This is a genomic window from Arthrobacter sp. NicSoilB8, assembly GCF_019977355.1.
Lineage (GTDB): Bacteria > Actinomycetota > Actinomycetes > Actinomycetales > Micrococcaceae > Arthrobacter.
On the sequence record NZ_AP024655.1, the window covers coordinates 2,355,451 to 2,368,832 of the forward strand.

The 13,382-nt window shown below is 66.3% G+C and carries 12 protein-coding genes; 10 read left to right on the top strand and 2 right to left on the bottom strand.

Features of this window, described 5'->3' with window-relative positions:
- Positions 1-180: 180 nt before the first annotated feature.
- Positions 181-360, top strand: a complete 180-nt coding sequence (locus LDO15_RS10580; RefSeq protein ID WP_223986843.1) for a hypothetical protein — start codon at positions 181-183, stop codon at positions 358-360.
- A gap of 538 nt (positions 361-898) precedes the next feature.
- On the opposite strand, the gene LDO15_RS10585 is transcribed toward LDO15_RS10580, so the two are convergent.
- Positions 899-1,216, bottom strand: a complete 318-nt coding sequence (locus tag LDO15_RS10585) for a PAAR domain-containing protein (protein WP_223986845.1) — start codon at positions 1,214-1,216, stop codon at positions 899-901.
- Between the two features lie 8 nt (positions 1,217-1,224).
- On the bottom strand, positions 1,225-2,040 hold the full coding sequence (locus tag LDO15_RS10590) for a hypothetical protein (RefSeq protein WP_223986846.1): 816 nt from the start codon (positions 2,038-2,040) through the stop codon (positions 1,225-1,227).
- Between the two features lie 249 nt (positions 2,041-2,289).
- Between LDO15_RS10590 and LDO15_RS10595 the strand changes: the two genes are divergently transcribed.
- The 9 genes from LDO15_RS10595 (at position 2,290) to LDO15_RS10635 (ending at position 13,382) form a co-directional block, all read left to right on the top strand.
- The gene (locus LDO15_RS10595; protein WP_223986848.1) at positions 2,290-2,913 is read left to right on the top strand and encodes a response regulator transcription factor; all 624 of its coding nucleotides are present in this window, start codon (positions 2,290-2,292) and stop codon (positions 2,911-2,913) included.
- Positions 2,914-2,916: 3 nt separating this feature from the next.
- The gene (locus LDO15_RS10600; RefSeq protein WP_223986849.1) at positions 2,917-3,570 is read left to right on the top strand and encodes a DUF4255 domain-containing protein; all 654 of its coding nucleotides are present in this window, start codon (positions 2,917-2,919) and stop codon (positions 3,568-3,570) included.
- Between the two features lie 19 nt (positions 3,571-3,589).
- Positions 3,590-5,677 (top strand): ATP-binding protein, encoded by a 2,088-nt coding sequence (locus LDO15_RS10605; protein ID WP_223986851.1) that lies wholly within the window; start codon positions 3,590-3,592, stop codon positions 5,675-5,677.
- 116 nt (positions 5,678-5,793) lie between these two features.
- Positions 5,794-6,582, top strand: coding sequence for a DUF4157 domain-containing protein (locus LDO15_RS10610; RefSeq protein WP_223986853.1), 789 nt, complete (start codon positions 5,794-5,796; stop codon positions 6,580-6,582).
- 18 nt (positions 6,583-6,600) lie between these two features.
- A complete protein-coding gene (locus LDO15_RS10615) occupies positions 6,601-10,491 on the top strand; it encodes a hypothetical protein (protein WP_223986855.1) in 3,891 nt (1,296 codons plus the stop codon).
- Between the two features lie 247 nt (positions 10,492-10,738).
- Positions 10,739-12,295, top strand: a complete 1,557-nt coding sequence (locus LDO15_RS10620; protein ID WP_223986857.1) for a phage tail sheath subtilisin-like domain-containing protein — start codon at positions 10,739-10,741, stop codon at positions 12,293-12,295.
- A gap of 24 nt (positions 12,296-12,319) precedes the next feature.
- Positions 12,320-12,763, top strand: a complete 444-nt coding sequence (locus tag LDO15_RS10625) for a phage tail protein (protein ID WP_223986860.1) — start codon at positions 12,320-12,322, stop codon at positions 12,761-12,763.
- Positions 12,763-13,227 carry a hypothetical protein gene (locus LDO15_RS10630; RefSeq protein WP_223986863.1) on the top strand — a complete coding sequence of 155 codons (465 nt, stop codon included), beginning with the start codon at positions 12,763-12,765 and terminating at the stop codon, positions 13,225-13,227. Before LDO15_RS10625 ends, LDO15_RS10630 begins: the two co-directional genes overlap by 1 nt.
- A complete protein-coding gene (locus LDO15_RS10635; RefSeq protein ID WP_223986865.1) occupies positions 13,224-13,382 on the top strand; it encodes a DUF6760 family protein in 159 nt (52 codons plus the stop codon). The genes LDO15_RS10630 and LDO15_RS10635 overlap by 4 nt, the downstream gene beginning before the upstream one ends.

A 13,382-nucleotide genomic window follows, 5' to 3' on the forward strand; every position in this document is an offset into this window, starting at 1 on the left:
CGAGGCGTGTTCCTTTCGGGTGCGAACCGCAAGCTGGATGCGTAGTGGGCCAGAGCCCTGCCGCGCAGGGAATTGAGCTGGCGAACCGACTACGAGCGGAGCGGGACGCAATATGGGTAATCGTCGTGGATACGCTGCTTGCATCGGGTTGCTCGTCCTGCTCCAATTTGGCGTTGCGGGTTGCGGGCCCCCCACGGAACCGCTTTCTGCCGTTGCATCGTCGCCCCCGATTACTACCGGATCCGCCAATGCGACCAGCGGGTCGACCAGTCCGCCGTCGACCGGGTCGGGTGGCTCGACCAGTCCGCCGTCGACCGGGTCGGGTGGCTCGACCAGTCCGCCGTCGACCGGGTCGACTAGCCCGACGTCCACTGAATCGAGCGGATCGACCAGCCCGACGCCCACTGTGACTACCCAGACGCCAACCCCGGCGTGCACATCGCCGACAGCGGTATCCGGCACGACGCCGGTGCCACCCTGTATCACCTGTCCGACACCAGGACAGGAGGGGACGCCTGCGCCGTGTGTGACGTGTCCGCCGCCGGTTGCGGAGGGGACGCCTGCGCCGTGTGTGACGTGTCCGCCGCCGGACCCGAACGGGACGCCGTCGCCGTCGCCGTGTGTGACGTGTCCACCGGCGGAGCCTGGCGGGAGCCCGGCGCCGTGTATAACGGCCGCCGGGCTCCAGCCGGAGGCATGCGTTTCCCCTACAACGACGCCGACGCTGGGAGCGAGGCCGGAAGAGACTCCAACGGTGACCCAGTCCCCGACTGGAACGCCGTGTCCGTCCTTGTCCGATCCCTCCAAGCCGGGCTGAGTGGCTTGCAGGACACCCGAGGGAGGGACGTCGCGCCAGGGCGTTGCGGCGACTACATACCGGCCGAATCTTCCACCGCGGTCATCCTCCGATAATGACGGTGGGGCACCCCGGACCCGGAGCGATGGGTGTCCCGTGCAGGCTCAGGTCCCCCACCCGGGCAGCGGGAAAGCCACCGATCATCACGGTCAGGCTGCCGCTGGCGATGCCGTTCGGTGCAGGGGAAACGCAGACGATGCCCCCGGGCATTGAGTTCGCGACGGCGGCCGGCATCCCCCCGATGAGAACGGTCACAACGGCCGCGGCAGGGGTGACGGGTCCGCCGACATGCGGCTTAGGACCGTCGGACAAGGGGCAGAGTGCCGTGTCTCCTGCGCGGAGAGCTGGCCCGGTGGGCATGGGGGCGCCTATAGCCAAGCCGGTGCAGCGGATGTGCGACTGGCTGACGCTCGGGGGGCGTCCACCCCGGAGGAACGAGTTTCCCCCGGAGGATGGAGGAGCACAAACCACAGGGCCACCAGGACCAAAGCGAAAAGCACAAGGACGAGCACGGCCTTGACGATCCATCGCGGCAGGACAGGTTCCTGCAAGTGGATTCCATCCAGCACGACCGGGGGGCCGTCCGCGGGCTTGGCAGCCACCGTGAAAGGGTGCACGGCAGGCATCCCGCGCCAGACCGTTCTGCGCGCGCGCACCCGAACACGGGCGAATTCGACAGTTCCGGCGGCAACGGTCAGAGCCGGCTCCCGGATGGAAAACTGCATCAGATCGCCTGGGTCGGAACCGGTGAGCGTGACAGTGATGGGCACATTTCCGTAGTTGTCTACGGCGACCCGGTGCCGGGCGCCGAAACACCCGCGGGACTGCCGGGGCAGCAGTTCAGCCCTTGTCTCGTGGAAGGGAAGGAGCTGGAAAACGCCCTCCGGCGAAACGGCATCCTCAGGATGCTCGGTCGGCAACACCTGAACCGCGTAGGGGAACTCGCCGGCCGGGACTTCGGAGGACCGCGGCGGCCGGAACTCCACGGAAGCCGTGGCATCCTGGCCCGGGTAGAGGGACACGATTCCGGGTACCACTTCCGTCCAGGCGCCGCTCGGCCCCACGACTTGGAGCCTGTACTCCTCGACTATCTCGCCGTCGTTGCGGATGTGCAGCGGAACAGCCGCCTTGGCGCCGGCCTCAAGGCTGACCAACGGCGAATCCAATGTTGCAGTGGTGCTCATGGCTCCTCCTTGCGGACCTGCTCCGCGTCCAACGACGAAAGGACCACATCCGTACTCCGAGGCTACGGGGACGCCCGTGGGCGCAGCACCACTGTCGGCCGGACTTGCGGGCAAGGCCGCTGCCCGTTGAGCCTGTGTTGACTGCACGAAGAGCACCGCCCGCTATGGTCGATGCAGCGGGATGGAACAGGCAAGTACGGCAGACCCGTGCCACACCCAGTCAGCCCCGCATTCTCGATGGGAGGATTCATGGAACCAATAACTGTCCGGGTCCACGCGCGTGACCCGATCTCCGAGGCGGGCGTGGCCAGCGAGCTGCGGGCGCGCCCCGAGGTGCGGGTGGTCAGGGCAAACGACGCCGAGCAGGCGCGGGTCGTCGTCGTCGTAACGGACTCGGTAGACGATGACGCGCTGACGCTGCTCCGCGTTGTGCAGCGGCGCGGTTTGTCCCGCGCCGTGCTTGTGGCGGGCCACCTCGACGACGGCGACCTCGTCAAGGCAGTTGAAACGGGGGTGGTTGGCCTGGTCCGTCGCAGCGAAGCGACACCGGATCGCCTGGTGGCGGTGATCACGGCCGCCGCCGCCGGTGAAGGCAGCGTGCCTCCGGATCTGCTCGGCCGTCTCCTGGATCAGGTCGGCAAACTGCAGCGGCACGTTCTGGGGCCGCGCGGAATCATGTTTACCGGCCTGGCACCCAGGGAAGTGGAGGTCTTGCGGCTGCTGGCTGATGGGCTGGACACGTCCGAAATCGCGAACCAGCTGTCCTACTCGGAGCGGACGGTGAAGAACGTCGTTCATGACGTGACGACGCGTCTCCAGCTGCGCAACCGGTCCCACGCCGTCGCATACGCGCTGCGGGAGGGACTGATCTAAGCCGTGATCGCGCAGATTGACGACGCCTTGCGCACCTTGGTACGGAACGAGGCCCTGGGCGGCTCTGAGGTGGACGTGGTGTTCGACGCGCCCACCAAGGATTGGGCCGCCCGGCGCAACGCCCCGACGGTCAACCTGTACCTCTATGACATCCGTGAGGACGTCCGGCGCAGGGAACGCGGTCTGTCCGAGCAACGAGGAGATGACGGCTACGTCCGAACGCGCCGGCCCGCTCCCCGCCATTTCAAGTTGTCCTACCTGGTCACGGCGTGGACTCAGCGCCCGGAAGACGAGCACCGCCTGCTTGACCAGCTGCTGCGCTGTTTCCTCAAGTATGACGCGCTCCCGGACGACCTCGTGGTCGGTCCGCTCGCGGAGACCGGGTTGGTGGTGCCCGTGACGGTAGGGCTTCCCCCGCCGGAGGACCGTGCGTTCGCCGATGTGTGGTCCGCCCTGGGGGGAGAGCTCAAGCCGTCCCTCGACATCGTGGTCATCGCCCCGGTCGATACCGGCATTGTCTACCAGGCCGGTCCGCCGGCGTCCCAGGGGACTCAGGTGGATATGGCCGACCTCACGGGTGGCGCCGCCGACGTGGGCCGCCGCCAGCACACCGCCCCGCCTGCAGCGGTCCGCGGGCCCCGCCGGACGGCAGGGTGATCGGTCGGTGGGAGCAAAGATGACTGCGAACCCCAGCCTCGCCCACGTGCTCGGCCGCGTCGGAGTGGTGGAGGAACGCATCCGCCTGCTCGTGGCGGCCCGCCGTGCCGAAGACCCCCAGCCGGACGACCCCTTCCGCGGGCTCTATCTCAGCGATGAGGCCGTGGACCGACTGCTAGGGGACGTGCACCCGTCCCTCGAGCCAGACAGTCGCGAAGAGGGACCCGGCGGTCTCGCACCCCGGCAGCTGCTGTGCGAACAACTGGCGGACGACGCCGAACAAGCAGGGCACCAGCTGCGGCTCCGGGAGCTCGGCGCCAACTTCGGGCTCTTGCCCCTGGACATCGATTTGCTGCTTGTCGCGCTCGCCGCCGACCTGGACCCGCGCTTCGAGCAGCTCTTCGGCTATCTGAACGACGACGTCACCCGGCGCCGTCCCTCCGTGGCCGTCGCCCTGGCGCTCTGCGGCACACCCCTGTCCGCAGCAGACGGCAGGGCCCGGCTGCTGTCCGGCCCGCTCATCACGGGCGGGCTGCTCGTCGTCGAGGACGCCGAGCGCCCGCTGCCCGGGCGGGCACTGCGGGTGCCGGACCGCGTCGTCGGGCATCTGCTGGGCGATGACACCGCAGAACCTGCTCTCCAAGCCGTGCTGACCGAACGCCCGGCCGTGAGCTGGGGTGACGCTGCACCGCTTTCCCGGGCACTAGGAGCCGGTGTCCTTCTCGTCTATCTTCGGGAGCCTGCCACCGGTTCCGGCCGTGTGCTGGCAGCCGAGGCGCTGCGGGCCAGGGGATGCGACGGCGTGTATGTGGACTTGGTGCGGCTGGCGGCCGAACGGGATCCGCTCCAACTGGCGGAACTCGCCGTAAGGGAAGCCAGGCTCCGGGGCGCCGGACTGGTGGCAGGGCCCCTTGCTGCCGTGGCGGACCGCCCCGCCGTGCTGGAGGCCCTGCATGCCGAACCGCAGCCCGTGCTGCTCATCGGGGACGCTGCGTGGGACCCGGCGTGGACCAGCCGTCCGCCGCTGCTGGTGGAGGTTCCCGTCAGCACGTCGGCCGAGAGATCGGACCTGTGGCAGACCGCGCTTGGCCCTCTCAATGGGGTGGACGTGGAAGCAGCAACCTCGGCGTTCCGCTTGCGCCCGGAGCAGGTTGCACGGGCCGCCGGATCCGCTCAGGTACAGGCCGCCCTGACTGCCGACGGCCGGATCACCGCGTCGCATCTCAGCGCCGGGGCACGCGCCGAAAACGGATCAGCCCTTGACCGGCTGGCCCGCCGGGTGGAGCCGGTGGTGGGCTGGGATGACCTGGTCCTTCCCGATACCGTGCTGCTGGCCCTGAAGGAGGTGGCGTTGCGGGCCAAGCACCGGGAAAAGGTCCTCGGTGACTGGGCCATGCGGCCGGGAGCCGGCCGCGGGCACGGAGTGGCGGCCCTGTTTGCCGGAGATTCCGGGACCGGGAAGACGATGTCCGCCGAAGTGGTCGCCCGGGCGCTGGGACTGGACCTGTATGTCGTGGACCTGGCCACCGTTGTCGACAAATACGTGGGGGAGACGGAGAAGAACCTCGAACGGATCTTCACGGCGGCGGCGGGGGTCAACGGGGTGCTGCTCTTCGACGAGGCCGACGCCGTCTTTGGGCGCCGATCCGAGGTCAAGGACGCCCATGACCGCTACGCCAACATCGAAAGCGCCTACCTGCTGCAGCGGATGGAGACGTTCGACGGGCTCGCCGTCCTGGCAACTAACCTGAGGGCGAACATCGACGAGGCGTTCACCCGCCGGCTGGACGTCGTCGTGGACTTTCCGCTGCCTGATGCCGCGCACCGCAGCGTGCTCTGGGACCGGTGCCTTGGACGGACGATCGACCGGGCAGCGGACATCGACCTCGCCTTCCTGGGGCAGGCCTTCGAACTGGCCGGCGGGGCCATCAGGTCCGCCGCCGTGACCGGCGCGTACCTGGCAGCAGATGACGGCGGAGTGCTGACCATGGCACATCTGGTCACCGCAGTGCAGCGCGAGTACCGCAAGCTGGGAAGGCTGACCCTGGAGAGCGAGTTCGGCCCGTATTGGGGGATGCTCTCCACTGCGAGGAAATCCGGCGCCTAAGAGCGCCCGCTGCCCTTTTGGGCAAGAGCGGCTGCCCTTTCCGGCGCCGTGGCGGCGCTTGCGGGCCGGAATCGCCGGGAGCATCGTCGGTGTAGGTCTGATGAAAGGGGTGCGCCATGCACAGCCACGACCATGACCAGTCCGACGTCGACGGTGTGGGCACCAAACCGGCGCGGGTGGAAGCCGCGGATCCTGCAGTCCTGTACCGGGCGGCGGCCGCCGGCCGGACCGACGTCGTCGGATCCCGGGGCATGCTGGCCCTTCAGCGCACGGTCGGCAACAGCGGTGTGCGCGGCCTCGCGGAGGAGGACCGGTCGCCCGTGCTCGACGTCGTCGCGTCTGGAGCCGGGCAGCCGCTTGAGGAGCCGGTGCGCGCCGACATGGAGGGCCGCCTGGGCCACAGCTTCTCCGACGTCCGTGTCCATACGGGCGAGGCGGCGCACAATTCCGCGGCGTCGGTGAACGCCCACGCCTACACGGTGGGTTCCAATATCGTGTTCCAGCGGGACAAGTACGATCCCGGCTCCGACGCCGGCCGTACGATGATCGCCCACGAACTCACACATGTGGTCCAGCAGCGGAGCGGCCCGGTGGACGGGACCGCCACAGGTACAGGTGTGCGTGTGAGCGATCCGTCCGACAGGTTTGAACGTGAGGCGGCCGCTACAGCCGAGCGGGCCATGTCGGCACCCGTCCCGGCGGCACAGCGCTTCGCGGCGGGCGCCGCCGTCGTCCAGCGCGATGCTGACCAGGACACAGCCCAAGAAAGCTTTGCCGAAGGCGCCGCGCTACAGCGAGAGGAATCATTGCAGCGAGAAGAGGAAGAGGAGGAGACCGCCCAAGGATCCTTCGTTGACGCGCGGGCCGTGCAGCGCGACGAGGCGGAAGAGGAAGAGCCGGGCTGATCCCGGCGGGAGCGGTCCATGGCGACTTCCTTCAAGAGCGGATCCGGCAAGGTTCCGGCGCAACGCGTTGGGCCGACCGTCGCACGCCAGGCGACAGGGACCGCGAGAACCGAGGCGACCCAGGCGCTCGCCGGGGGCCGCGCGAGGACCGGCCGGCCGGCAGGCACCGCCGTCGGGCCGAACGCCTTTCTGGCGCTTCAGCGCCTGGCCGGCAACGCCGCTGTGGGCGCTCTCGTGGCGGCGAAGCTGAAGTCGCCCGCGGAGCAGGCCGCGACCGAGATCGACGCAGCCCTGAAGGAGATCCGAAGGGACGAGCCCGCGATCGCCACGGTAGAGAAGGGGCTCAAGGCCGCCAAGGCGGTTGGCGTGCCCGTCGAACTTGAGGGGCCCAAGCCTCCGGCCGCGGCGCTCGCGGTGACGAAGACGGGATTCGGCCCCGGCTCTGTGCCTGCCAAGAAGCCGGTGCCGCCACCCAAGCCGGTCCCTGCCGTGAGCCCGCTCGGGAAAGCTGCAGCCGCCAAGGTGGGTGGACAGGGCAAAGACGTGGCAGGAGGAAAGGCCCTTGGCCCGGCTCCCGCAGGGGGCGCAGCAGCCCCGGCCATCATGGCACCGGCTGCCCTGCCTGCCGACAAGCTTTTTCAGCCTCCCGTGGCGCCGTCCCCTGTCCGCCCTGACGAAGATCCGGCCTTTACTCGGGTTACGGGCAGCATCAAAGGGTTCGCGCGGGCCAAGAAGGCCCACCCGCCTGCTGCATCCAAGGCCAGGGAGGCCCAAGGGGCCGCGCTGCCGCCTACCGACGACGTCGCCGGGCAGGCCAAAGCAGCCAAGGTCGACACCATGGATGCCCAGCAGCCCGGCACCTTCGACAAGCAGGGTTTCATCGCAGCGGTCAAGGCCGCGATTGAGGCGAAGTCGCCGAAGACCCTGGAGGAAGCCGACGAATACAAAAAGTCCGGCAAAGCCGGTGAGGCGAAGGGGGAGGTCAAGGGCCTGGTCGGGCAGGGGAAAGCGGGACAGGCCAAGGACATCGAAGCGGCGACCGGGGCTCCGCCGGACCAGTCCAAGGCTGTTCCGAAGCCGGTCACCCCGATGGCCCAGGAGCAGCCGGGGCAGGCCGCGCCCGTCCCGGCCGCCGGCGCGGTGCCCAAACCGGCACCGGCCGAGCAGCTCAACCTCGCCGCCGGCCCGCACCAAGCCAACCAGGAGATGGCCGACGCCGGGGTCAGCGAGCCGCAGCTGGCGCAGTCCAACGAGCCTGAGTTCCAGCAGGGCCTCGCCGACAAGAACGCCGCAGCCGAGCATGCCCGGACCGCGCCCGCTGAGTTCCGCCAGCAGGAGCAGCAGGTCCTTCAGCAGGGCAAAGCGGAGGCCGGCGCGCAGACCGCGGCGGGCGTTAACGGCATGCAAACTGCCAAGGCCACGGCGCTGGCGCACTTGGTGGCAGACAAGGGCAAGACCAAGTCCAAGGACGAGTCGAAGCGCGCGGAGGTCACGGCCAAGGTCCAGAGCATCTTTGCGGCCACCGAAGCCGAGGTGAAGAAGACCCTCGACGGGATCGATCCCAAGGTGGATAAGGCGTTCGAGACAGGCGAGGCCGCTGCCCGGTCGATGTTCGAGGCCTACGTTGGGGCGAAGATGTCCGCGTACAAGAAGGACCGGTACGGCGGCTGGCTCGGCGGGTACCGCTGGCTGCGGGACAAGATCGCGGGCATGCCGGCGAAGGTCAACGAATTTTACGAGGCTGGCCGCGAGTTGTATCTCAGGCAGATGAACGTCGTGATCTCCAACGTGGCGGACATTGTTGGCAACGACCTGACTGCTGCCAAGCAGCGGATCGCGAGGGGCAAGACCGAGATCGCGTCTTACGTCAAGAGCCTCCCTTCCGACCTGCAGAAGGTCGGGTCCGAGGCGACGAAGGAAATCGGCGACAAGTTCGACGCGCTCGAGAGCGACGTCAACGCCAAGCAGGAGTCGGTGGTTGATGCACTGGCGACCAAGTACGTCGAGGCGCGCAAGGGGCTCGACGAGCGGATTGAAGCCCTGCAGGCCGAAAACAAGGGCCTGGTGGACAAGGCGATCGGCGCGATCAAGGCGATCATCAACACCATCCGCGAGCTCGCCGCAATGCTCAGGAACGTGCTCTCCCGGGCTGCGGGCGTCGTCGGGGACATCATCAAGAACCCTGTCGCGTTCCTGGGGAACCTGATCGAGGGGGTAAAGGGCGGCATCCTCAAGTTCAAGGACAACATTCTTGGCCACCTCAAGAAGGGTCTGATGGGCTGGCTGTTCGGCGCGCTGGCGGAGGGCGGCGTCGAGCTTCCGGACACCTTCGACATCAAGGGCATCATCAAGCTGCTCGCCTCGATCTTCGGGCTTACCTGGGCCAACATCCGCAACAGGATCGTCAAGCAGATCGGCGAGAAGGCGATGGCCGCCGTGGAGAAGGGCGTGGAGATCTTCCAGGTCATCGCCAGCCAGGGCCTCGCAGGCCTGTGGCAGATGCTCCTGGAGAAACTCGGCAACATCAAGGACATGATCCTTGAGCAGGTCAAGGACTTCGTCATCACCAAGATCATCACCGCCGGCATCACCTGGCTGATCGGCCTGCTCAACCCCGCCGCGGCGTTCATCAAGGCCTGCAAGCTGATCTACGACGTCGTGATGTTCTTCGTGACCAACGCCGAACGGATCATGAAGTTCGTCAACACGATCATCGACTCGGTCGCCGACATCGTGCGCGGCAACGTCAGCAGCGTGGTGAACAAGATCGAAGACGTCCTGGGCCAGATGGTCCCGATCCTCATCGGCTTCCTGGCGAGCGTGATCGGCATCGGCGGCATCGGCCAAAAGGTCCGCCAGATCATCGAGACGTTGCAGAAGCCGGTCAACAAGGCCCTCGACTTCGTGATCAAGACCGGCCTCAAGCTGGCAGGCCCGATCATCCGCGGGATCAAGGGATTCGCCGGGAAGGTGAAGGCGAAGGTGGCCGCGGGCAAGGCATGGGTGAAGGGCAAAGCAGAGGCCGGAAAGGCCTGGGCCAAGAAAAAGGTCACTACAGGAGTCGCGGCGATTCGCGATACCTTCTTCCGACGCCTCGCAAGAAAGCGATCCGTGCCTATGGAGGGCAGGACCCACGAACTGTTTGTCGGCCAGCGAAGCGGAGGATACAAGGTGATGTTGGCCAGCACACCCTCTGAGTTGATTGCGCGCATCGACCGCGCGGCTAGCAGCTCGAAGGCGAAGGGCACCCCGGGAGTCCTCGGAAGGTTGAGCACGGCACGCGCCAAGGTCGTGCGCGCTGAGTCTCTGTTCCTTGAAGCGATGCAGATCGGCGACGACATGAAGCGTATCCGTGACACTGAGTCGAGCATGATCATCACGGTGGACCAAATTGAGGCGGAAATGATCGACCTCGGGAAGACTTTCGACATCTCCGAACTGACAGGTGGCAAGTACGTACTTGATGACCAGGTGCACCCGGACTATCGGAGGAAGGAACGCCAAACCTTCTATGGTCCGTCTCGCGTGTACCAGCAACACGTCGGAGCCGTTCGGCAGAAGACGATCAACGAGAGGAACGCCCGCTACCCGGATCCGACCAAGGTGGCTGACAGATTCTGGTGTCCGGGCGTTGTGCAGCGCAACAGGTATGCACATTTGGCACGTTTTGCCGACGGGTACGCTGTCGACCATATCGTCGGTGCGGCGACTCATTGGAAGAACGGAGATGCATCGCTCTCAAGCAGGCCAGGTAACAATAGCGGCCAGACCGATCGAGTCTCTTGGTATGGCAACATCGATAACCTCCAACTCCTCTGCAAGGCGTGTAACGACTCGAAGCAATCGCTGGGTGACCACTACGATCCGCCAGTCGGGAAGGACTTCACTGGCCCGAACGGGTTGCGGTAAGGGGCGAAGTACTCCACAGGCCGTCCGGAGGGAAGAAGATTGCGCCGGGGGAAGCAAGCTCCGCGCGCCGGCAGGCAACGGGCACACGAGTCGCGGATGGACCGCTTGTCATGGCGGACGCAAGGGCTACCGTTCACTGCCCCTTCGTGCACCCCATCCTTCCCATGAGCGCATCCAGATGGCCGTATCGCCGCACACCTCTCCGCGGGACCCTTGAACCACGTTTTGGGTTCACTGAGGAGACAAAATGCCGAACTATCTTTCGCCAGGTGTGTACGTCAACGAGGTCGGAGCGGGCACTCGTCCAATCGAGGGAGTAGGCACGGCAGTTGCTGCATTCGTCGGGCTTGCCGCCAAGGGGCCTGACAATGAACCAACCCTTGTGTCCAACTGGACCCAGTTCTCCGAAACCTTCGGAGACTTCGTTCCGGGCTCGTATCTTGCCCACGCCGTCTACGGCTACTTCCTCAACGGCGGAGGGAACTGCTACGTGGTCCGGATCGGCGCCGACGGAGCACGGGAGGACAAACCGAAGCAGCAGCCGAAAGCTGTGACGGCGTCCCCGACGGCCGAGCTCGGCGGGTACCGCCTGACGGCCAAATCCAGTGCGGCCAACCCGAAGCCCGTCAGCGTGGAAATCGCAGACCCGGGGGGTGAGAATCCGTCAGAGGACCAGTTCAAGATCGTCATCACGGTGGAGGGCAAGCCGCCCGAGGTCTGGGACAACGTCACCACCAAACGTGGCACTAACAACGTCGCCACCAAGATCAGCGCCGAGTCGAAGATCGTCACCATCGAGGAGATAGCTACAGGCGGCGCCCTGGTCAAACCGGACAAGGGGACCATCCAGCTGGTCGCACCGGAACCGGAGCCAGAACCGCCAACAGCTGACAAGCTGAACGTGGACGACTACGTCGGCGACGCCGCCGACCGCACCGGGTTCAGTGGCCTCGAGGCCGTCGACGAGGTGACCATGGTGGCCGTTCCGGACCTCCTGGCCGCCTACGAGCAAGGCGCCATCGATCTGGAAACGGTCAAAGCCGTCCAGCTTGCCGTCATTGCTCATTGCGAGCTGATGGGGGACCGGATCGCCATCATCGATCCGCCGCCCAATCTCAACGCCCAGCAGATCAAGAACTGGCGCATGGACGGCGGCGGCTACGACTCCAAGTTCGCGGCACTCTACTGGCCATGGGTGAAAGCGTTCGACCCCAGCACGGGAACAAACCGGTTCATCCCGCCGTCGGGCCACATGGCCGGCGTCTGGGCCCGCAACGATGACACCCGGGGCGTCCACAAGGCGCCCGCCAACGAGGTGATTCGCGGCGTCACCAGCCTGCAGACCCAGATCACCAAAACCGAACAGGAACTGCTGAACCCCATCGGCGTCAACTGCATCCGCACCTTTCCGGGCCGCGGCATCCGTGTCTGGGGAGCGCGCACCATGTCCAGCGACGCCGAATGGCGGTACCTGAACGTCCGGCGCCTCTTCAACTACCTGGAGGAGTCCATCCTGCAGGGCACCCAGTGGGCGGTCTTCGAGCCGAACGACCCTGCGCTGTGGGCGCGCATACGCCGGACCGTCAGCGCCTTCCTGACTAACGAATGGCGCAAGGGCGCCCTCTTTGGACTCACACCCGAACAGGCGTTCTTCGTCAAGTGCGACGAAGAGACCAACCCGGCAGAAGGCATCGACGCCGGACAGGTGGTCTGCCAGATCGGCGTGGCCCCGGTGAAACCGGCCGAGTTCGTCATTTTCCAGTTGTCCCAGTTCTCCGGCGGCACCAGCCTCGTGAGCGAGTAATCCCAGTTCAAAAGGAGCAAGACCATGGCCCTCGGCGATTTTGACAACTCATCAGCGAATGGATTCACGGTCACGATTGACGGCATTGAAGTGCCGAGGGTGATCGAGGTGAGCGGCCTCAAGACCGAGGTCGACAAGATCGAACTGAAGCAGCAGACGAAGGACGGCAAATACGTCGTCCGGCAGCTCATCGGCCGGCCGAAAGCGGGGGAACTGACGGTCACCAGGGGACTGACCGAAAGCAAAACCGTGACCGACTGGCTCAAGAAGGTCATGGAGGGGGACGTTGCCGGGGCACGCAAGACTGCCGCCGTCTCACTCCTGGACTACAAGGGCGAGACGCTGAAAACCTACAACTTCGTCAATTGCTGGGTGAAGAGCGTCGAACTGAATTCCCTGAAGGCCGGCGCCACTGAGCAGGCCACGGAAAAATTTGTCATCTGCTACGACGAATCCACCATCTCGTGATGCAGCGGACACATGGCGCGGTGGTGATGCCGGACCCGGAGGCCCTTGCCTCCGGTGTTCCGGCTGACCGGAGGCCGGACAACGGGCGCCAGCCGCTTCGTACCGAGTTCAATTTCGAGCTTCCCCGCGGCTACGTGGACCAGGACGGGACCGTCCACAAATCCGGCGTCATGCGGCTGGCGACCGCGCGCGACGAACTGCTGCCGCTCTATGACGCCCGCGTCCAGGAGAATGCGGCGTATACGACAGTGGTCCTGCTCGGCAGAGTCATTACTTCGCTCGGCACGCTGGGGGCCGTCACCTCCGCCGTCGTGGAAAACATGTTCGCCTCCGACGTCGCATTCCTTCAGGACTTCTACCGGCGGATCAATGCCGAGGGCCATACCCGCATCGCCGTCACGTGCCCGGAGTGCTCCCACCGTTTCACCGCCGACCTCGCCGGTGGCCGCCTGGGGGAATCATGACGTACGCGCCGGACCGGATCTACGAGGAGGTGTCGTACGTGGCCTATCACTTCCACTGGCCCCTCGATGACATCCTGGATCTGGAACACGGACAACGGCTTCGCTATGTCCGCGAGATCGCGGCAATCAACACGCGACTGTCCCAGGAGCGGTGA

Excerpts from the sequence above, each read along its gene's own strand:
- LDO15_RS10620 (WP_223986857.1), top strand. The coding sequence starts at position 10,739 with ATGCCGAACTATCTTTCGCCAGGTGTGTACGTCAACGAGGTCGGAGCG.
- LDO15_RS10615 (WP_223986855.1), top strand. The coding sequence starts at position 6,601 with ATGGCGACTTCCTTCAAGAGCGGATCCGGCAAGGTTCCGGCGCAACGC.
- LDO15_RS10610 (WP_223986853.1), top strand. The coding sequence starts at position 5,794 with ATGCACAGCCACGACCATGACCAGTCCGACGTCGACGGTGTGGGCACC.
- LDO15_RS10585 (WP_223986845.1), bottom strand. The coding sequence starts at position 1,216 with ATGCCCACCGGGCCAGCTCTCCGCGCAGGAGACACGGCACTCTGCCCC.
- LDO15_RS10590 (WP_223986846.1), bottom strand. The coding sequence starts at position 2,040 with ATGAGCACCACTGCAACATTGGATTCGCCGTTGGTCAGCCTTGAGGCC.
- LDO15_RS10595 (WP_223986848.1), top strand. The coding sequence starts at position 2,290 with ATGGAACCAATAACTGTCCGGGTCCACGCGCGTGACCCGATCTCCGAG.
- LDO15_RS10625 (WP_223986860.1), top strand. The coding sequence starts at position 12,320 with ATGGCCCTCGGCGATTTTGACAACTCATCAGCGAATGGATTCACGGTC.
- LDO15_RS10605 (WP_223986851.1), top strand. The coding sequence starts at position 3,590 with ATGACTGCGAACCCCAGCCTCGCCCACGTGCTCGGCCGCGTCGGAGTG.
- LDO15_RS10630 (WP_223986863.1), top strand. The coding sequence starts at position 12,763 with ATGCAGCGGACACATGGCGCGGTGGTGATGCCGGACCCGGAGGCCCTT.
- LDO15_RS10635 (WP_223986865.1), top strand. The coding sequence starts at position 13,224 with ATGACGTACGCGCCGGACCGGATCTACGAGGAGGTGTCGTACGTGGCC.